The following is a 19641-nucleotide window of genomic DNA, read 5'->3' on the forward strand; positions in this document are numbered from 1 at the left end:
CTTGCTGCAACAGTATATTGCCCGCCTTTGCCCGCCTGCGTCACACCGTGGCGCAGGCGGCTGTTGGCGGTTTCTGTGGAATGTGAGTAAGTGATGCGAGTGTTACTGGCCCCGATGGAGGGCGTGTTGGACTCACTGGTGCGCGAACTGCTCACCGGGGTGAATGACTACGATCTGTGTATTACCGAGTTTTTGCGGGTGGTGGATAGCCGTCTGCCGGTGAAGGCGTTCTACCGGTTGTGCCCGGAACTGCATCACGATAGCCGCACGCCATCAGGCACGCCGGTGCGGGTGCAATTGCTCGGGCAACATCCCCAATGGCTGGCGGAGAATGCCGAGCGCGCGGTTGAGCTTGGTTCGTGGGGAGTGGATTTGAACTGCGGCTGCCCGTCGAAAATGGTCAATGGCAGCGGCGGTGGTGCCACGCTGTTAAAAGACCCGGACTTAATCTACCGTGCGGCTAAAGCGATGCGAGAGGCGGTGCCTGCCGCCTTGCCTGTTACCGTGAAGGTGCGGCTGGGCTGGGACTCGCTGGCCGCACAGTTTGAGATTGCCGATGCGGTGCAGCAGGCCGGAGCCAGCGAGCTGGTGGTGCATGGCCGCACCAAAGCAGATGGTTACCGGGCAGATAAAATTAACTGGGCGGCAATTGGCGAGATTCGGGCGCGTTTGCGCATTCCGGTGATTGCCAACGGTGAAATCTGGGACTGGGCCAGTGCGCAGGCTTGTCTGGCGGCAACCGGTTGCGATGCGGTGATGATAGGTCGCGGTGCGCTGAATGTGCCGAATTTAAGCCGGGTGATTAAATACCGCGAAGCGCGCATGGCGTGGGTGGATGTGGTCACGCTGTTGCAGCGCTACGTGCGGCTGGAAAAACAGGGCGATACCGGCTTGTATCATGTGGCGCGCATCAAACAGTGGCTGGGGTATTTGCGTAAAGAATATGACGAGGCCAGCGAGCTGTTTAGCCAGGTTCGCGCACTCAATACATCGGCGCAGATAGCACAGGTTATCGATGCCGCGTAGCGGCAGGGTATGGAGCAGGAGTCAGCTAACATGTTATCCGGTTTTAATCATCTGACGCTTTCCGTACGCGATTTATCGCGCAGCCTGGCGTTTTACCAGCAATTACTGGGGTTTGAGCTACAGGCGCATTGGGCGAACGGGGCATATCTGTCGTTACCTGGGCTGTGGTTATGCCTGTCACAGGAGTCTATGCGAGGTGAGATTAGCGCTGGCTATACCCATTATGCCTTGAGTATTGATGCCGGGGCGTTTGTGCCATTTTGCCAGCGCCTGCGTGAGGCGGGCGTCACACAATGGAAAGATAATCGCAGCGAGGGAGAATCGTTCTATTTTCTTGACCCGGATGGTCATCAGCTTGAAGTTCATGTGGGTGATTTGGCCTCGCGCCTGGACGAGTGTCGGGTCAAACCTTATGCGGGCATGAAAATTTTTTCAGGTATATCAGAGGGATGATGCGCCTTAAAACCGCCGCCTCACCGTGATGGTGTCAGTCGATGACATGAAAGAAAGTGTTACAACAATCTCTGTATTCTGCCAGCACAATATCATCTTGCAGATTGAATTATTACGTATTCATATCTATACATGATTAGCGAAACCGAATGGTTTTGCTGATAATAATGCACCCAAGACTGACTATTACGGGTATAGTCAGTCTTGATGCGTTATCTTCATCATGAAGAATAGCGAGGATAAATCCATCGCAATCAATTTGTTGGGTGAGGAATATATGGCGGTTTTGCTAAATCGGTTATTTTTCTCCTGCGTGGTGCATGTCTGCCATGTCTTTTATTACACGTTCTTCTGGAGCACAGGCCGATGAAATAACGGTGTGTGTAACCTGTTTTTTTATTGTCTGTTTTTTTATTGCCCATGGTATGTCACGGTGGCAGATGAAAAGCTAAACGGGAATGATTATCTCTATCTCCGTTTCTATATCCATCCTAAATAATGCTGTGCGTGCGGCGGGCCGGAGTATTGGGTAAAGCTCGCCTTAAGGGTGATTAAAAAACAGACGCTGGCAAGTTGCGTTGGCCTGACGTATTGCCCTGTCGGGGGCGGCAAGCTGATAAACGGAGAAAAAACGTGCACCGGAATTTCAGAGGAAAATATGAAGTTGAATTAAAATTTCGTATTCAGGATATTGTCGAATTTCGTGAAAACTTATTCAGCCATCATCCTGAATCTTTTGTATTTGAGAACAGGGAACATGATATTTATTACGATGCCGCGGATAAATCGCTGGCCAGAAAAAATATCAGTATGTTTTTGCGCCGAATGGCACCCTCGGGGATCAATCTCTGGATTGTAAAAGGGCCCAGCACCCGGCGTCGTGAGACGGTAAATGTCGAGTCATTTGATATGACGGACAGCATGTTGCGCACGCTGGGCTTTCAGCCAATATTTGAAGTCAATAAAACGCGCAGTATCTATTTTCTCGAACGGTTTCACATTACGCTGGATTATATTGAGTCACTGGGTCACTTCGTGGAAATTTCCTGTATGACTGAAGATGAATCCGAACTGGATATACTGGGTGAGCGTTGTACCGATTGCGGGTTACGCTTAGGGTTGAATATGGACAATATTGAAACCCGTTCTTACCGGCAAATGCTCGGCTACTGAGCAGGTAGGGTCTGGCAGCGGGCTGTCACATCATGGCAGGGCAGGCGGTGCCTGCTGATGGGGTCGGCTGTCAAACTTTGTCACAAAGCTTTTCCACGCTGTCGGATGCGCACTATTCTGGGGCGCATTATAATGCGCCGTCTCTTTTTCGTTAACCGTACAGTATTTAATCTATTGAATAATGAATAAAAAAATTCGGTTTTCCCTGGCTGGCCTGATGTTGCTTTCCTCACCGTTCAGCCTTCTGGCCCCGGCATTTGCCAAGGTGCCGGCCACACAGCAGGTATCCGCACATCAGGAGATAGCCTCCGGCAGTGCCATGGTGGTGGATTTAGGCAACAGTGAGGTGCTTTATTCCAGTAATCCTGATGTGGCCGTGCCGATTGCTTCCGTCACCAAACTGATGACGGCGATGGTCGTGCTGGATGCCAACCAGCCGCTGGATGAGCGGATCTCGGTGGATATCAGCCAGACCAAAGAGATGAAAGGGGTATATTCGCGCGTGCGTTTGGGCAGTGAGATCAGCCGTCATGACATGCTGCTGCTGGCGTTGATGTCATCGGAAAACCGTGCAGCGGCGAGCCTGGCTCATCATTACCGCGGTGGCTATGCGGCATTTATTGCCGCCATGAACGCCAAAGCCAAAGCGCTGGGCATGACGCATACCCGTTATGTTGAGCCGACCGGGTTATCGACCAGCAATGTCTCCACGGCGCGTGATTTAACCAAATTGCTGATAGCCTCGCGCCAGTATCCGCTGTTGAGTCAACTGAGTACCACGCAGGAAAAAACGGCGATCTTTACCCACCCGGCTTACAGTGAGCCGTTTCGCAACACTAACCACTTAATCTATCGCTCGAACTGGAACATTCAGTTGACCAAAACCGGCTTTACCAATCAGGCCGGGCACTGTCTGGTGATGCGCACGGTGATTAAGGGCAGGCCGGTGGCGCTGGTGGTGCTGGATGCCTTTGGCAAATTTACCCATTTTGCTGATGCTAACCGCCTGCGTAACTGGCTGGAAACCGGCAAAATCAGCCCGGTGCCTGAAGCGGCACTGAGCTATAAACGCCAAAAAGCGCTCTCTTCCCGTCAGTCTTGATAAGGCAAGGCCGGGGCATGCCCGGCCTGATTCGGTGTGACAGTGGCGGGATTAACGGGTAGCACGCAGATCGGCGGTGATGACGCCACAAGCTGCCACTTCCTCCTCATGAGCCGGTTCGCGCCAGGTTTCTGCCAGTGCCGCCTGATACCAGCGCTGCATCGCAGGCAGGGCCAGCAGGTGGCGCGCATACGCTGCTGCGGGCTCTGCCAGTGGTAAGTCGTAGGTTTGCGCGCGGAATACCACCGGGGCAAAAAACGCATCGACCGCACTGAAGGTGTCTCCCGCCAGAAACGGCCCGCCAAACTGCGCTAACCCGTCCTGCCATAATTGATTGATGCGTTCGATATCACGCGCCAGCGCCGGGCTCAGGTTATGCAGCCGCACGCGCACGCCGCAGCTCATGCCACACTGGTTGCGCAGCGCATGAAAACCGGAGTGCATTTCCGCCACCGCACTGCGTGCCCAGGCTCGGGCCGCCTTGTCGTGCGGCCAGACCGCAGGGTGGCTTTCTGCCACATACTCGACAATCGCCAGCGAATCCCAGACGCGTATCGCACTGTCCACCAGACAGGGCACTTTCGCGGTAGGTGAAAACGCTTTAAACGCCGTTTGCTCTGCTCCTGCGGCAAACGGCGTCAGCACCTCTTCAAACGCAATATCCAGCGTGCTTAGCAACACCCACGGGCGCAGCGACCAGGATGAGTAGTTTTTATTGGCGATATAAAGCTGATACATGGTTTCCTCCTCAATGAGATGCACACCATCTTGTGTAACATGAAAACGCCGGAGGAGGCCAGCAGCCCGGTTATGCCAGCAAAACCTGGCCGCAGATAGCCTGTAGCGCGGGCAAATCGGCGTTATCGGCGCTTTGATTGTCGGTTATCAGCAGGTCGATATCGCCGGGCGCGGCATAAATCACCCGGCTGGTGATACCGATTTTGCTGTTATCCGCCAGCATGATGCGTTGCCTGGCACCGCGCGCCATCGCCCCGGCAATGGCGGCCTCATGGTGTGAAAAACTGCTGGCACCCGACTGGCTGGCGATGCCAACCGGAGAGAGCAGCGCCACATCGGCGCGATAGCGCTGAATCTCCGTCACCGTCAGTGCACCGCAGGTGGCCGGCAGCGCAAGGCTCATCTGGCCACCCAGCAAAATCACCTCGTGGGCGGGAAGGGTGTCGGTATCCGGCGGGGTGAGTGTTAACGCCACCTGCAGGCTGTTGGTAATGATGGTCATGCCTGAAAGGGGCAGTAATGCTTCTGCCAGCAAGGTGGTGGTGCTGCCTGCATCGATAAACAGCGTCTGGCCTGCGTGCAATTGCTGTGTGGCACAGCGGGCAATGGCGCGTTTCTCGGGCTCTCTGACGGCATTGCGCACCGCCAGCGGCGGCTCCGGCTCAGATGCTGTCGCCACGATGCCGCCGTGTACCCGCCGCAGCGCCCCCTGAGCTTCAAGTTTTAGCACATCGCGCCGCACCGTTTCCCGGGACACGTTCAGATGCTGAATGATCTGTTCAGTGCTGACCCGGTTCAGGGTAGAAAGCAGCTGGCGAATACGGTGCAGACGGGTTTCTTCAAGCATGTGCGGGATATCTCCAGAAAAAGGGCGGCTTATTATAGCGGTCAACCGCCGTACCAACAGCGTGACTCACGGTGCAACTGGCCTCACCGGTGCCGTCACTGATGCAAACTGATGTGTATTTTTGTGTATTTAGCATAGATGTATTGTGTCAGCCAGCAAGCATGACCTGATATCCCTGCCGCCCGCATTGCGCAAATCCATCGGCTTTTCTTTTGGTTATTATCTGATTATTTTGGCTTTTTGTCAGCACTCTTCGGCGGAAATAAAATATGGCGGAAAGTGTTTATTTTTGTATTTGTGTATTTTGTTGCTTTTGGTGTAGGCTAATTTCATCGGGGGCGGCAACAGCATCACGTCGCCATTATGTATCGGGCTGTTTTACCTTCATCTGGAGTCATTATGGCGACACGCTCAACCATCATGGATACCAACAGTTTTCGCGCCGAACACGCCGCCGCGCTTACGCAAGAGATCCGCACACTCACGGACAAACGCAGCAAGGTGCTGGGGGATTCCTACCGGCTGTTTTACCGCAACCCGGTGCATCTGGTGCGTGGTGAGCGCCAGTATCTGTGGGATGCGGCCGGTAATCAGTATCTGGATGTGTATAACAATGTCGCCAGCATTGGCCACTGCCACCCGGCGGTCATCGAGGCGGTGCATGAGCAGATGGGCCAGCTCAATACGCACACCCGCTACCTGCATGAGCGCATTCTCAATTACACCGAAGATTTGCTGACGACGGTGCCGTCACAAATCACCAAAGCAATGTACATGTGTACCGGCTCGGAGGCCAACGACCTGGCGATTCGTGTGGCGCGGGCTTACAGCGGCGGCACCGGGATTATCGTCACCCGTGAGGCGTATCACGGCACCAGCGACCTGACATCCGGTGCGTCACCGGCGCTGGGCAGTGGCCAGCCGATTGCCGCGACCACCCGGCTGGTGCCTGCGCCCGACCGCTATCGCGTCGATGCGCCGGATCTGGGGGCCTGGTTTGCCGCTGAAATTCAAAAACAGATTGATGACATGGCGGCGCATGGCATTAAGTTTGCCGGTTTCCTGGCCGACTCGATTTTCTCTTCCGATGGCGTGCTGCCGGGCCCGGCCGGTTATCTGCAAGCGGCGATAGACGTGGTACACGCCAACGGCGGGATTTTTATCGCCGATGAAGTCCAGCCGGGCTTTGGCCGCACCGGTGAGGCGTTCTGGGGCTTTGCCCGCCACGGTATCGTGCCGGACGTCATCACGATGGGCAAACCGATGGGCAACGGCATCCCGGTGTCTGCGCTGCTGGCGCGCCCGGAAGTGCTGGCGGCCTTCAGTGATGAAATTCCCTATTTCAACACCTTTGGCGGCAACCCGGTGGCGATGGCGGCGGCACAGGCGGTGCTCAATGTCATTCGTGAGGAGCAGTTGCAAACGCACAGTCAGGTCGTCGGGGCGCAGTTGCTCAATGAGCTGTCAGGCTTAAAAGCGCGTCACGCCAGCGTGGGCGATGTGCGCGGAGCCGGGCTGTTTATCGGTTTCGAGCTGGTGAGTGACCGCGACAGTAAAACCCCGGATAAAACGCTGGCGCTGAATGTGATTGAGCATCTGCGGGAGCAGCGGGTGTTGACCTCGGTGGCCGGGCCGCACGGTAACGTGCTGAAGTTACGCCCGACGCTGGCTTTTCAGGCGCACGACATCGACTGGCTGGTCGGCGCGCTCGATAAAGCGCTGACCGCGCTGGCTTAACGTCGGCAACTGTGCGCGGCGGCCCCGTCGCGCACGTTTTCGCGCTACCGCGCCGATTTTTTCATCTGCGATTGCACTTGCGATTGCACTTGCGATGGCGTTGACACGCCGCCTGTCGGCGATGCTGCCAGGGCAACCTCACACTCTGGTGCGCTGACATCACACTGTCAGCGGGAAAATGCGTGATAGTGATGTTGTGGCTACGGGTTTTGTGGCACATTAGCCGCCTTGTCTTATCACTACAGGCAGAGCGCCGCCTGCTGGCTGGCGTCTGCATACAGGGATTTACCACCACCAATGAAATGCCTTACATCACTGGCGATTGCGGTTGGTTTTGCCTGCAATCCGCTTTGGGCGCAAACCGCAGCCGTCACCACGTCCGTCGCCCCTTCGACTCATGCCGCCGCGCAGAGCGCCTCGGCATCATCACAGCGTGATGCGTTCGTTAATGACTTAATGAAGAAAATGACGCTGGACGAAAAAATCGGGCAGTTACGCCTGATTAGCGTCGGCCCGGATAACCCCAAGCACGCCATCCGCGAGATGATAAAAGACGGTCAGGTCGGCGGGATTTTTAACACCGTCACCCGCCAGGATATTCGCGTGATGCAAGATCAGGTCATGCAGCTCAGCCGCCTGAAAATTCCGCTGTTTTTTGCGTACGACGTGATACATGGCCAGCGCACCGTGTTCCCTATCGGGCTTGGCTTAGCCTCAAGCTGGGATATGAATGCGGTAGAAACCTCAGCCCGCATTGCTGCCTATGAAGCCACGGAAGATGGTCTGAACATGACCTGGGCTCCGATGGTGGATATCACCCGCGACCCGCGCTGGGGCAGGGTATCGGAAGGGTTCGGTGAAGATACCTACCTGACCAGCGAAATCGCCCGCGTCACGGTGAAAGGGTTTCAGGGTGATGACCTGACGGCTCGCCACTCGCTGATGACCAGCGTCAAGCACTACGCGCTGTATGGTGCCGCCGAAGGTGGGCGCGATTACAACACGGTGGACATGAGCCCGCAGCGCATGTTTCAGGATTACATGCCGCCGTATAAAGCGGCGATTGATGCGGGCAGTTACGGCGTGATGGCCTCGCTCAATTCGATCAACGGCGTCCCGGCGACGGCGAACCGCTGGCTGCTCAAAGACGTGCTGCGCGATCAATGGGGCTTTAAAGGCATCACCATTAGCGATCACGGTGCGATTAAAGAGCTTATCAAACACGGTGTCGCCGCCGACCCGAGCGATGCCTCGCGCATTGCCGTGCAGTCCGGCATCGGCATGAGCATGAGCGATGAGTATTTTGTGCGTTATCTGCCGGATCTGGTCAAGCGCGGTCAGGTCAGCCTGAAAGACATTGATGATGCCTGTCGTCAGGTGCTGAACATGAAATACGATATGGGGCTATTTGCAGACCCGTATCGTCACCTCGGTGCGGCCAATACCGACCCGGTGGACACCAATGCCGAAAGCCGCCTGCACCGTGACGACGCGCGCGATGTGGCGCGCCGCAGTCTGGTGTTGCTGAAGAACCGCCTGAACGTGCTGCCGCTGAAAAAGTCGGGCACGATTGCCGTTGTTGGCCCGCTGGCTGACAGTAAGCGCGACATCATTGGCAGTTGGTCAGCCGCCGGGCGTCCGGCACAGGCTGTGACCGTGTACGAAGGCATTCGCAAGGCGCTGGGCTATAACGCCCGTGTCTACTATGCCAAAGGCTCGAACGTGACCAATCATCCAGGGCTTATCAAATTCCTCAATGAATATGATGAGTCCGTGGTGGTAGACCCGCGCCCGGCGCAGGTGATGATCGACGAAGCGGTTGAGGTGGCGAAAAAATCTGACGTGGTGATTGCGGTCGTCGGTGAGTCGCAGGGCATGGCGCATGAAGCCTCCAGCCGGGCCAAAATCACGCTGCCGCCAGAGCAAAAAGCGCTGATCGCGGCGTTAAAGGCCACCGGCAAGCCGCTGGTACTGGTGATGATGAATGGCCGCCCGCTGGATTTAAGCTATGAAGACCAGCAGGCGAATGCGATTCTGGAAACCTGGTTTAGCGGCACCGAAGGGGGCAATGCGATTGCCGATGTGCTGTTTGGCGATTACAACCCGTCTGGCAAGCTGCCGATGACCTTCCCGCGCTCAGTCGGGCAGATCCCGTTGTACTACAATCCGTTACCGACCGGTCGCCCCTATTCGGCGGATGCGCCGAATAAATACACCTCGCACTATTTTGATGAGGCAAACGGGCCGCTGTATCCGTTCGGTTACGGCCTGAGTTACACCACGTTTGAGGTCTCTCCGGTGGCGTTGTCATCGGCGACCATGAAGCGTAACGGCAGCGTGCAGGCCTCGGTAACGGTGACGAACACCGGCAAGCGAGCAGGTGAAACCGTGGTGCAGCTCTACCTGCATGACGTTGTTGCGTCGGTGAGCCGCCCGATAAAAGAGCTGCGCGGCTTCCAGAAAGTGATGTTGCAGCCGGGCGAGCGCAAGACGGTGAGCTTTACCATCACACCGGAGGCGCTGAAGTTCTATAACGCCCAGATGCAACAGGTGGTCGAACCCGGTAAGTTTGATGTGATGATTGGGCTGGATTCCCAGCGCGTCCAGACCGGCAGCTTTACGCTGTTGTGATGGTGAGATAAGGCGCGGGCAATCAGTCAGCGCCTTTTAGTAAACCGGCGGCCAGGTGCCGCCGGTTAGCGTTTGGCGTGTGCGTCAGCCGCCATGCACGATAATGATGTAACCGACCAGCATGACCCCGCCAATCCCGCCCAGGGCACACAGGGCAAACAGGCCGACTATCCCTGCTTTTTTGATCCCCACTTTTTTGATGTTCATCGGATAATCCTTTTATTCACCCTGGGCTTTATGCCCTGCCGGGTAGGGCGCAACCTGCCGGACTTGGCGTTGCGATGATAACGTGCGGCGATTATAGAGTCTTCAATACCGGATACAAGTCACTGCGCTGCCTGAGGCGTGAGCTTATGATTTTTATGGTCGCGCAAGGTTTTAGTGACGGTGTCACTTAAGGTGATGGCTGACGACGACGACGGTCTGTGTGACAATAGCGCCCGGACTGACTGACAGTGAGATGGCATGACCCTTACCCCCGCATTAAAGCAGCAGATAGGCCAGTGGTATAAAGCGCTGCAACAGCAAATCCCCGATTTTGTCTCCCGCGCGCCGCAGCGCCAGATGATTGCCGAGGTCGCCAAAGCGCTGGCGGGAGACTACTCACGCCATCTGGCGATTGAAGCGCCGACGGGCGTGGGCAAAACCTTGTCTTACCTGATTCCGGGCATTGCTATCGGGCGGGCGGAGCTGAAAACGCTGGTGGTCAGCACCGCGAACGTGGCACTGCAAGACCAGATTTTTAATAAAGACTTGCCGTTGCTGCGCCAGTTTATTCCTGATTTGACCTTTACCGCCGCCTTTGGCCGCAGGCGTTACGTTTGTCCGCGCAACCTGGCCGCATTAGCTTGCGATGCCCCGGAGCAGGGCGCGCTGCTGCTGTTTATGGAAGAGATGCAGACCTCAAGTGCCGACGATCGCCGCACCTGCGAGCGTTTACAGCAGGCACTGCATAGCGGCGGCTGGGATGGCCTGCGCGATCACAATCAGGAGTCGGTTAGCGATGGGCTCTGGCAACAACTCAGTACCGATAAAGCCAACTGTCTGGCGCGCAACTGCCCTTATTACCGCGAATGTCCGTTCTTTCTCGCCCGCCGGGAAATCGAAGACGCCGATGTGGTGGTCACCAACCATGCGCTGGTGATGGCAGCGATGGAGAGCGATTCGGTGCTGCCGGCGGCGAAAAACATGCTGCTGGTGCTCGATGAAGGCCACCATGTGCCGGATGTGGCGCGCGATGCGCTGGAGATGTCCGGCGAGGTCAGCGTCAATGCGGTGCAATACCAGATGGATAACCTGATACAACAGGTCGGTTTTTGTCTGGCGCAGTTCCCGCCCAAATCGCCGCCGCGGTTGATGCAGCCCGACCGCTTAGGCGAGCAGTGCGGCGAGGTGCGGGCGCAATTGCAGGCCTTTGAGCGCCTGAGCAGCCTGTTTCTGCCTGCCAGTCAGCCGGATGCCGATTACCGCTTCCCGATGGGGTGTTGCCCGATGAGATGCGCGAATGCTGCCAACAACCTGGCCAAACTGAGCGACAGCCTGCGCGGGCTGGCGGAGTACCTGCTAAACGATTTGGCGGAGAAAACCGGCAAGCATGATATGGCGAAGCTGCAGCAGGCGATGCTGCGCATCAGCCGGCTCAATGGCTATTGGGAGGCGCAAAGCCACTTATGGCGGCTGGCGGCGCTGGAGAAATCCTCCAATGCGCCGGTATCAAAATGGCTGGTGCGCGAACGGCGCGATAACCAGTTACATCTCTATTTGCATTGCGCCGGTATCCGGGTGTGCGATCAGCTTGACCGTTTATTGTGGCGCAACCTGTCGCATGTGGTGCTGACATCGGCGACGCTGCGCTCGCTTAACAGTTTTGCCCGTTTAAAAGAGCTTTCCGGGCTGGATGAAGACGAGGGCGATACCTTTATCGCCCTCGATTCGCCGTTTAATCACTGTGAGCAGGGCAAACTGGTCATCCCGCAGATGCGCTACGAGCCTCTACTTGCTGATGAAGCGCAGCACATTGCCGAAATGGCGCGCTTTTTTCGCGCCGAGCTACAGCGGGAGGTGCATAAAGGCCTGTTGGTGCTGTTTGCCAGCCAGCGGGCGATGCAGCAGTTCTTAAGTGAGGTGCCCGATTTGCGCCTGATGTTGCTGGTGCAGGGGGATAAACCGCGTTACCGGCTGGTGGAGTTGCACCGCCAGCGGGTAGAGCAGGGCCAGACCAGCGTGCTGGTGGGGTTACAATCCTTCGCCGAAGGGCTTGATCTCAAGGGTGAACTGCTCTCGCAGGTGCACATCCACAAGATAGCGTTTCCGCCGGTAGACAGCCCGGTCATCCTCACCGAAGGCGAATGGCTGAAAAGCCACAAACGCCATCCATTTGTGGTGCAAAGCCTGCCAAGCGCCTCGTTTAACCTGATCCAGCAGGTCGGGCGATTGATTCGCAGCCACGACTGCTTTGGCGAAATCGTCATTTATGACCGCCGTTTGCTGACCAAAGGCTATGGTGCACAATTGCTGGCCGCACTGCCGATATTCCCGATTGAGCAACGCGCCATGCCGGATGACGGCGAATCGTCTTTTCCCTGACAAATCACCATGATGCCCTTATGATGATGGCCGCTGTTGTCTGTTAACCGTTGCCTTACCCGTGAGAGCACACCATGGATTACACCCGAATCATCAAAGAGGTTGGTCGCGGCAAAAATCATGCGCGCGATTTGAGTCAGGACACGGCATACCAGCTGTATGGGCAGATGCTCAATGGTCAGGTGCCGGAGCTGGAGCTGGGCGGGTTGCTCATTGCTTTTCGCATTAAAGGCGAGTCAGCGGCGGAAATGCGCGGTTTTATCAGGCGATGCGCGAGCAAACGCTGCCACTGCCGCCCGCCGTCACAACGCCCGTTACCGGTGGTGATCCCAAGCTACAACGGGGCGCGCAAGCAGGCGAATTTAACGCCGCTGCTGGCATTGTTGCTGCATAAACTGGGGCTGCCGGTGGTCGTACACGGTGTGCGCCAGGACCCGAGCCGGGTGACGACGCTGGAGATTTTATCGCTGCTTGGTGTGCCGTGCGCGCAAGATGCCGACAGCGCCCAACAGGCGCTGGATCAGCATCAGCCGGTTTTTTTGCCGATAGACGTGCTGTGCCGCCCGATGGCCCGGCAGCTTGATTTACGCTGGCGTATGGGGGTGCGTAACAGCGCCCACACGCTGGCAAAGCTGGCAACACCGTTTGATGACGCGGCAGCGCTGCGCCTTGCCAGCGTGTCGCACCCGGAGTATATCGGGCGCGTTGGCGCATTTTTTCATGATATCGGTGGCCGGGCGTTGCTGATGCAGGGCTCGGAAGGGGAAGTGTATGCCAGCGCGCAGCGCTGCCCGGAGATTCACTTTATTTATCAGCACCAGCAGCAACGGCTGCAACCGCGCCAGGATATCGCGGTAGCGCAAGACACGCTGGCGCAGGATAAATCGGCGCAGGCAACCGCAGACTGGACGGCCCGTTGTCTGGCCGGCGAGGTGGCCGTGCCACAGGCCATCCGGCTGCAACTGGCCTGTTGTCTGGTTGCAGCGGGCGAGGCACAGAGCCTCGAGGAGGCGCATACCATGCTCAACCGCCTGCTGGTATCGTGAGTGGCGCTATTGTATGTGCCTGTCGTTGTGGCGCTGTCAACGGCGACAAGGCCGTGTTAGCCACGGCGGGCGGTATGTTTTGAACGCCCGCGTGTTTTTCGCAAAGGATAAATCATGTCACATTCTCATCACAGCAGCAGATAGCCGACTATTTTGACGCGTTGAACCGCGATTATCTGCATGTGCATCGCAATAAAGAAACCTTGTTCTGGCAGCGTTACATGGGCACCGGCGATGAGTCTGTCGGCGAGCGTTTTGCCGAAGCGGAAAGCGCCTGGAAGCGTTTTATTGCCAACCCGCAGCGGCTGGTGGAGCTGCGCGCGCACCTCGCCACGCTTGAGGCGCTGCCGCCCGGTGAACAGCAGCGCGAGCTGTTACACGGTTTAAACGGCTGTATCGTTTTTTTGACTGCAATGTCATTGAAGATGCCGAGGCGCAGGCGTTGATGGAGGAGATGGTCGCGGCTGAAAATGACCTGTTTAGTCGCCGCAAGCGCTATCAACCCTCGCACATCAATGAACAGGGAGAACGGGTGGCGGCGTCGCTGGGCGAGTTGCTGACCAATCAGGCCACCAACCCGAATGAGCAGCGCGGCAGAGCTCATATCAGGCATTACGCGACCTTGAGTGCTGGCTGGTTCAGCATGGTTTCCCCGAGTTGGTGAGCCTGCGTAACCGCTTTGCCCGGCGTATGGGCTATCGCAATTTTTTTGACTACAAGGTGAATAAAACCGAGCGAATGACGCCGGAGCAACTGTTTGCCATTCTCGACAGCTTTGAGGCGCAAACCCGCGAAGCTAACTTGCGCAGTTACGTGAGCTGGCGGCGGATAAAGGCGAGCAGGCGTTGCAGGCATGGAACGTGCGTACGCCAGCGCTGGCGACGTGACGCGAAAGCTTGACCCCTATTTGCCGTTTTCAGACTCGCTGACGCGCTGGGTCGAGAGCTTCAAACGCCTGCACATCAGTTTTAGCGGGGCGGAGATGCAGCTCGACTTGCTGGTGCCCCGGCAAATATGAAAACGGGTTTATGCACCAGCCGGTGCCGCCGTTTGTCCATAATGGCCAATGGCTGCCTGCCCAAATTAACTTCACCAGCCTGGCCCGGCCCGATCAGGTCGGCAGCGGGGCTAAAGGCATCAATACGCTGTTTCATGAAGGCGGCCATGCGGCGCATTTTGCCAAATTCGCCAGAATGGCCCTGTTTTGCCCAGGAGTTTCCGCCAACGTCGATGGCGTATGCCGAAACGCAGTCAATGTTTTGCGACAGCCTGTTGCAGGATGCCGACTGGCTGAAACGTTATGCCCGCAACCGGCAGGGCGAGCCGATACCCGATGCGCTGATTCAGGCCGATATCGCCTGCCGTCAGCCGATGCGCGCCTTTGATGAACGCCATATCCTGCTGGTGCCCTACTTTGAGTGGCAGCTTATAGCATGGATGATGGGGCGCACGCCAGAGGCGATTTTGCAGCTGGCGCGCACCGTTGAGCAGCGCATTCTCGGTATTAATGGCAGCCCACGCCCGACCATGGCCATTCGCATTTGCTGTCAATGGAGCCGGCGTGCGCTTACCACGGTTATTTGCTGGCGATGATGGCGGTGGAGCAGACGCGCCATTTCTTCCTGCAACGCGATGGCTACCTGACGGATAACCCGGCGATAGGCCCGGACTTGATGCGCCATTACTGGCAGCCCGGCAATAGCCTGACCCATGATGAGACGCTGCGCAGCCTGACCGGTGAAGGTTTAACCCGGACTATCTTGCCCGCGCCTGTAATTTGACGGTCGGGCAGGCCTGGCACGATGCGCAGCAGAGTATTGAAGCCGCCCGCTGCGCCCGCAGCCAGCGGCCGATTTCCCGCTTGATGCCCGCATTTGCATTGTCGATGGCGACCAGGTATTGGCTGATAATGCGCTCGGTGATGAGCACATGTGCCAGCGCTTGCGCAGGTGATTGAAGCAAGCTACCCGGCCAGTTCCTGACCCGCATCGCCAGACGCCACCCGCACGGTGGCGTCACCCCGTCTGATTTATCCTGCGGTGTTTATCAGCATTTCATATCGCTAAACCGGTACGGCTCTCTCGCGCCGGTGCGGCCTGCGCCTATACTGGTTTGGCAATACTCGCAGTGAAAGTGCCTGTTATTAAAAAAGTTTCACTTAACTGTCATCCGCACAGGATGATGCAGTTTCTTCTTTGTGACATAACATATCATGCGTTACTCTTCTGTGTTTATGGCCGTTGTCTGCGCACTGACGGCGGTACAGGTGCAAGCCGTTTCCCCGACCGACTCTCCGTTGCCGCAGGTGCAGTTGCTGCAAACCACCATGAGGCCAGCAACAGCGCGCCAGTGATTGAAATGCAGCAAAGGTGCAACAGTTGCTGCAAAAAGCGCTGCAAGGCAATGCGCCTAAACTGACCCGCGCGGTGCTGGATAAAGCGCCGGATCAGGGTGAACCACAGGGGGATATGGCCTGGCTGAAATCAACCGGTTATGTTTTCAACGCCAAAGACCAGCAGCAGGCCAGTGTGAAACTGCTTGAAGGGTTTAAGGCGTTGCCGGATGCGGTGCTGAAAAAAATCTGGCAACGGTTGAGCGCATCAACCTTGAGGCGACCTTGCCATTGCGCCAGAAGGCGCTGATTGATGCAGAAAATACCCGTTACCTTTACGCCCTGGCCGAAGCGCTGGGGCCGAAACTGGGCAAGGCGTTTTTGGATGTCTACCAAAAAGGAGACATCGGTAAAGCGGCTGCATTGATTAAGGCGACCAACGTCAGCACCTCGATGGCGAAAAACACCTTTGATTACCCGCGCCCGTTCCGCCAGAAAGGGAACAGTATTCATCTGGTGGCGGATACCGCGGTTGTTATGGACAATGCGCGCTACACCGCATCCGGTGGTCATTCCCCAGCGGCCACACCAATGGCGGCTATAACGATGCGCTGTTGCTGGCGCAAATGCTGCCTGAGCGCTTCGTGCCGTTAATCGATCGCGCGCAACGTATGGCTATTCCCGGCTGGTGCTGGGCGTGCACTATCCGCTGGATGTCATCGGCGGCGTATGGCGGCACAGCGCAGTGTGGCGCATTTCCTCAATGACCCGAAATACCGCGTGCTGTTTAATGAGGCCAAAACCCAGTTGCGCAGCGCACTGGAAAAAGCCTGTGGCACCACGCTTGCCGAGTGCGCCAAACCGCAAGGCAAGAATGACCCGTACACCGACCCGGCGATGAAAACGTTCTATCGCTACACCATGACTATAACCTGCGGTGGCGAAAGTTCATGCCGACCGGTCACGGTGCCTGGAAGGCCCGTTGCCGCAATTAAGCGCCGCCCAGCGCCGCGCGTTGATGGCAAAAACCGCGATTGCCGACGGCTACCCGCTCTCGTCAGGTGGCACAGACGCTAACTTCTGGCAGCGCCTGAACCTGCATGATGCGGTGCTGGAGGGGAAAAAACGGCATTAATTCTCAATGATGAAACACTGAAACAGTAAAACAGGAGAGGCGTGGGCCTCTCCTGTCGTTTTCAGCGCTTGATGCTGACGTTATCAAAGCTGACGATACCACTGATGCCATGAGGGGCGCTGCCTGAGTGCGATGACAACGTCAGGCCGACGTAGAGCGTGTCTGGCATGTTTTGATTGATCTGCTTATTTAGCAGACTCCAGTTCACCCCATCGTATGACACCTGCGAAATAAAGGCGTTGCCGTCACGGGTCAGGCGTAGCCAGAGCGGTTGGCTGCCGTCGTCTGACTTGGCGAAGCGGCCTTTACTGCCGGTGGCGCTGCCATCGCGGCTACGCCACTGTGACATCGCCCCGGCGGCGGCGGTGTAACCGCTCAGGACATACGCGCTGTTGGCGCTCAGGGCGCTGCGCATCATGATGCCGGTTTTGGCATCCGGTGCGCTGTAGCGCAGGTCTATCAGGCGGGCGGTGAGGCTGCCGTCGCCTTTCAGCGTCTGGTAGACAAAGTAGGTGTTATCCTCCGCGCTCCACATCTCACCATTCTGCGCTTCCAGCGTTAGCACGCCGTTCTCTTCATGGCTTTTGCCTGCGTGCGCCGGTTTGCCGATATCCTGGGTTTTCCAGGCCTCGTCTGGTGCCTGTGCGGGCAGCGTGGTGACACTGACCACATTGGAGTAGGCAGAATCACCGGCCTGATTGTAGGCCTTCACCCGGAATGCGTAAGTGGTGGCCGGGGCGAGCGTGCCAATCTCAATCGAGGTGCTGCCCGGTGGCAGCGATTCGGCGCTGGTGTAGGCCTCACCGGCGGCATAGTCTTTCGCTACCGTACCGTCAGCGCCTTCTTCAAAGTGACCGGCATACGAGTATTCCACAATAAAGCCTCGCTCGTTATCTGAGCAATCCAGCCAGTCAAGCTGCACCACGGAGCCTGACGTGACAGCAGCGTTCAGGTTCAGCGGGTGAAAGGGCTGGATGAAGTGCGATCGGCGCTGGCGGAAAAAAGTGAAGCGTGAGAAAGCGTTAGACGCATTTTATGCCCTACAGCAGAAAATTAGCGAAGCGGCAGTAATGATAATGAATCACTGGCTTCTGCAGAGAAGGTTGCGAATGTGAAAGCGCAACAGACTGACTGGTTTAACCGGGATAATGTACCCGCCGCGCTTAATTTCCAGCCGGTCACACAGGCTGTTTTGCGGTTCGCTGGTCGGTGACAACGGTACTCCCGGCAGTAACTCGATGTGATTAGCGTTTGACGGTGATAGAGCGTTTGTCTTGCGTGTTGCAGAGCATAAACCGCAAACAACTCAGCCTATTGAGCAGGTTCGCGATCAGGTTTTGCAGGCGTTGAAACGTCAGAAAGCAGAGCAGCAGGCGACGGTTGATGCAGAGAAAATTCTGGCGGATTTGAAGCAGGGTAAGAGTGATAGTCTGGCGGCTGCCGGTTGAGCTTTAGCGCGGCGAAAGTGCTTTCTTCCGTCACTCAGAGTGACGCGCTGGGGCAGACCGTGTTCTCCATGCCACAGCCGAAAAAGGATAAACCTGCTTATGCCGTGGCGCGAGACCAGGAGGGTAAATGTGGTTTTGGTTGCGCTTGATGAGATTAAAGCATGCCTTATCCGACGATCAGAAAAAACAGTTTGGCAACCAGCTTGAGCAGACCTCAATGGGTGCCCTGTTTGATACGTTGTTAGGCAGCCTGCGTACTCAGGCAAAGATCAAGTACGGCAGCGCAGCGCAGGAAGTGCAATAAGCTTCGCAAAATTTTGCAACCAGCTGTAACACCCAAAGGCCGCTTTCGCGGCCTTTTCCACTTTCCTGTTTGCTGTTTGTCGTCTGTGGCTGGCTCGGGCATTGTAGCCGTGCTGTCAAACACAAGGAGGATACAGCATGAAAAAATCAGGAATTAAAGCGTTATGTCTGATTGTTGGCATGAGTCTGGCCGGTATTTCTAACGCGCTATGTAGCGTGGCGAAATTTTTCGCATAGATTTGCAATAGATTTTACACAGCGCGAAGGCGCAGATATTGCGCCTTTTGCATTATGTAAAACCTTTCGCCGCCTTTTAGTTTGTGATTTTCGGGTATGGCTGGATATTAAACAACTTTGTGTTTAGTCTCTTTCTCGCCCGCTTGTTTAGAAACCTGATATACCGAAACTGCCGGAAGCGATGCGCTGTAGCTCGCTCTTTGTTCTCTCTTAGATATTCACCTCTAGTGCCGCCGCGCTTAATCGCATTCATTGCAATAGAGTGATAAAACTCACCATCTAACTCATAAAACGTTGAGTAGTGACTGCCGATATATTCAAAATTTGATGCCTGATAGACAACCCCGGAACGGCCACAGCGCTCATCAGCAAATGTCTGAACCCATTGAACGCCGGGGTGTAGGAGCTTGATGGTTTTTAGAGAGTAGCTGATCGCTCTTGATTCTGAATTGCGCGGCATGCAGTCATGTAGCCACATTCTATTTAGCTCCATGTACTCTTTGTTTCCTGTTCCTTCGACGACACGTTTGCCGCTTGCTGGGTTTAGCGCATACCCCCACTGCAATACGCCAACGATATCTCGCCCGGAAAATACCCCAAGATGCAAATATGAATTATTAACAAACCTGCCTGAATAATGCTTGTTAACAACAATGGCTCGAGCCAGCCAGGCTGGGATTGTTTCAACCCGCAGTTCCGGTGAGCCATACCCGACAATAGAGCCGTTGTATTTTATGATATCTGGCTTGATTAATACGCGCGACGTAAACTTCTTCATCTTTATAAGGCACCAATACGATCGATTTAACAGATCAATATTCAAATATTGATTATCAAATACGATCAT

The 19641-nt window shown here is 56.1% G+C and carries 14 protein-coding genes and 3 pseudogenes; 12 read left to right on the plus strand and 5 right to left on the minus strand.

Annotated elements, in window-relative coordinates; genetic code table 11:
- Positions 1 to 93 precede the first annotated feature (93 nt).
- From dusC to pbpG, 4 genes are all read left to right on the plus strand, one after another.
- The gene (gene dusC, locus DAQ1742_RS07495; RefSeq protein WP_035342688.1) at positions 94 to 1026 is read left to right on the plus strand and encodes a tRNA dihydrouridine(16) synthase DusC; all 933 of its coding nucleotides are present in this window, start codon (positions 94 to 96) and stop codon (positions 1024 to 1026) included.
- Between the two features lie 30 nt (positions 1027 to 1056).
- Positions 1057 to 1479, plus strand: coding sequence for a VOC family protein (locus DAQ1742_RS07500; RefSeq protein ID WP_035342686.1), 423 nt, complete (start codon positions 1057 to 1059; stop codon positions 1477 to 1479).
- Positions 1480 to 2112: 633 nt separating this feature from the next.
- Positions 2113 to 2652: a class IV adenylate cyclase gene (gene cyaB, locus DAQ1742_RS07505; RefSeq protein ID WP_035342684.1), complete on the plus strand. Its 540-nt coding sequence runs from the start codon at positions 2113 to 2115 to the stop codon at positions 2650 to 2652.
- Between the two features lie 181 nt (positions 2653 to 2833).
- Positions 2834 to 3754 carry a D-alanyl-D-alanine endopeptidase gene (gene pbpG / locus DAQ1742_RS07510; RefSeq protein ID WP_035342682.1) on the plus strand — a complete coding sequence of 307 codons (921 nt, stop codon included), beginning with the start codon at positions 2834 to 2836 and terminating at the stop codon, positions 3752 to 3754.
- Positions 3755 to 3805: 51 nt separating this feature from the next.
- Here the strand turns inward: pbpG and DAQ1742_RS07515 are convergent, their stop codons facing one another.
- Positions 3806 to 4492 carry a glutathione S-transferase family protein gene (locus DAQ1742_RS07515; RefSeq protein WP_035342680.1) on the minus strand — a complete coding sequence of 229 codons (687 nt, stop codon included), beginning with the start codon at positions 4490 to 4492 and terminating at the stop codon, positions 3806 to 3808.
- Positions 4493 to 4562: 70 nt separating this feature from the next.
- Complete coding sequence (locus tag DAQ1742_RS07520) at positions 4563 to 5339, minus strand: DeoR/GlpR family DNA-binding transcription regulator (RefSeq protein WP_035342678.1); 777 nt, start codon at positions 5337 to 5339, stop codon at positions 4563 to 4565.
- Between the two features lie 399 nt (positions 5340 to 5738).
- On the opposite strand from DAQ1742_RS07520, the gene DAQ1742_RS07525 reads away from it, so the two are divergent.
- Entirely contained in the window at positions 5739 to 7076 is a 1338-nt protein-coding gene (locus DAQ1742_RS07525) for an aspartate aminotransferase family protein (protein WP_035342676.1), read from the plus strand.
- A 297-nt stretch (positions 7077 to 7373) separates the two neighbouring features.
- Positions 7374 to 9707 carry a beta-glucosidase BglX gene (bglX, locus tag DAQ1742_RS07530; protein WP_035342674.1) on the plus strand — a complete coding sequence of 778 codons (2334 nt, stop codon included), beginning with the start codon at positions 7374 to 7376 and terminating at the stop codon, positions 9705 to 9707.
- Positions 9708 to 9791: 84 nt separating this feature from the next.
- Here bglX and DAQ1742_RS20515 read toward each other — a convergent pair whose 3' ends face one another.
- Positions 9792 to 9914, minus strand: coding sequence for a hypothetical protein (locus DAQ1742_RS20515; protein ID WP_371327833.1), 123 nt, complete (start codon positions 9912 to 9914; stop codon positions 9792 to 9794).
- A 258-nt stretch (positions 9915 to 10172) separates the two neighbouring features.
- Here DAQ1742_RS20515 and dinG point away from each other — a divergent pair, with 258 nt between their 5' ends.
- From dinG to DAQ1742_RS07555, 5 genes and pseudogenes are all read left to right on the plus strand, one after another.
- The gene (gene dinG / locus DAQ1742_RS07535; RefSeq protein ID WP_180706274.1) at positions 10173 to 12293 is read left to right on the plus strand and encodes an ATP-dependent DNA helicase DinG; all 2121 of its coding nucleotides are present in this window, start codon (positions 10173 to 10175) and stop codon (positions 12291 to 12293) included.
- 74 nt (positions 12294 to 12367) lie between these two features.
- Positions 12368 to 13339, plus strand: a complete 972-nt coding sequence (ybiB, locus tag DAQ1742_RS07540) for a DNA-binding protein YbiB (protein ID WP_180706275.1) — start codon at positions 12368 to 12370, stop codon at positions 13337 to 13339.
- 107 nt (positions 13340 to 13446) lie between these two features.
- Positions 13447 to 15321 (plus strand): annotated as a pseudogene (locus tag DAQ1742_RS07550) (M3 family metallopeptidase).
- Between the two features lie 230 nt (positions 15322 to 15551).
- Positions 15552 to 15692: a hypothetical protein gene (locus DAQ1742_RS20855; RefSeq protein ID WP_232046607.1), complete on the plus strand. Its 141-nt coding sequence runs from the start codon at positions 15552 to 15554 to the stop codon at positions 15690 to 15692.
- A 115-nt stretch (positions 15693 to 15807) separates the two neighbouring features.
- Positions 15808 to 16806: pseudogene (locus DAQ1742_RS07555) on the plus strand (acid phosphatase).
- 61 nt (positions 16807 to 16867) lie between these two features.
- Here DAQ1742_RS07555 and DAQ1742_RS07560 read toward each other — a convergent pair.
- Complete coding sequence (locus DAQ1742_RS07560) at positions 16868 to 17728, minus strand: fibronectin type III domain-containing protein (protein WP_232046609.1); 861 nt, start codon at positions 17726 to 17728, stop codon at positions 16868 to 16870.
- Positions 17729 to 17755: 27 nt separating this feature from the next.
- Here DAQ1742_RS07560 and DAQ1742_RS07565 point away from each other — a divergent pair.
- Positions 17756 to 18558: pseudogene (locus DAQ1742_RS07565) on the plus strand (peptidylprolyl isomerase); the annotation flags it as partial.
- 312 nt (positions 18559 to 18870) lie between these two features.
- Here the strand turns inward: DAQ1742_RS07565 and DAQ1742_RS07570 are convergent.
- Positions 18871 to 19572 (minus strand): Mom family adenine methylcarbamoylation protein, encoded by a 702-nt coding sequence (locus DAQ1742_RS07570; RefSeq protein WP_035346460.1) that lies wholly within the window; start codon positions 19570 to 19572, stop codon positions 18871 to 18873.
- Positions 19573 to 19641 lie beyond the last annotated feature (69 nt).

Origin of the sequence: Dickeya aquatica (assembly GCF_900095885.1) — a bacterium.
Taxonomy (GTDB): Bacteria; Pseudomonadota; Gammaproteobacteria; order Enterobacterales; family Enterobacteriaceae; genus Dickeya; species Dickeya aquatica.

Excerpts from the sequence above, each read along its gene's own strand:
- DAQ1742_RS07520 (WP_035342678.1), bottom strand. The coding sequence starts at position 5,339 with ATGCTTGAAGAAACCCGTCTGCACCGTATTCGCCAGCTGCTTTCTACC.
- dusC (WP_035342688.1), top strand. The coding sequence starts at position 94 with ATGCGAGTGTTACTGGCCCCGATGGAGGGCGTGTTGGACTCACTGGTG.
- DAQ1742_RS20515 (WP_371327833.1), bottom strand. The coding sequence starts at position 9,914 with ATGAACATCAAAAAAGTGGGGATCAAAAAAGCAGGGATAGTCGGCCTG.
- DAQ1742_RS07570 (WP_035346460.1), bottom strand. The coding sequence starts at position 19,572 with ATGAAGAAGTTTACGTCGCGCGTATTAATCAAGCCAGATATCATAAAA.
- pbpG (WP_035342682.1), top strand. The coding sequence starts at position 2,834 with ATGAATAAAAAAATTCGGTTTTCCCTGGCTGGCCTGATGTTGCTTTCC.
- DAQ1742_RS07525 (WP_035342676.1), top strand. The coding sequence starts at position 5,739 with ATGGCGACACGCTCAACCATCATGGATACCAACAGTTTTCGCGCCGAA.
- DAQ1742_RS07500 (WP_035342686.1), top strand. The coding sequence starts at position 1,057 with ATGTTATCCGGTTTTAATCATCTGACGCTTTCCGTACGCGATTTATCG.
- DAQ1742_RS20855 (WP_232046607.1), top strand. The coding sequence starts at position 15,552 with ATGCGTTACTCTTCTGTGTTTATGGCCGTTGTCTGCGCACTGACGGCG.
- DAQ1742_RS07515 (WP_035342680.1), bottom strand. The coding sequence starts at position 4,492 with ATGTATCAGCTTTATATCGCCAATAAAAACTACTCATCCTGGTCGCTG.
- ybiB (WP_180706275.1), top strand. The coding sequence starts at position 12,368 with ATGGATTACACCCGAATCATCAAAGAGGTTGGTCGCGGCAAAAATCAT.
- dinG (WP_180706274.1), top strand. The coding sequence starts at position 10,173 with ATGACCCTTACCCCCGCATTAAAGCAGCAGATAGGCCAGTGGTATAAA.
- bglX (WP_035342674.1), top strand. The coding sequence starts at position 7,374 with ATGAAATGCCTTACATCACTGGCGATTGCGGTTGGTTTTGCCTGCAAT.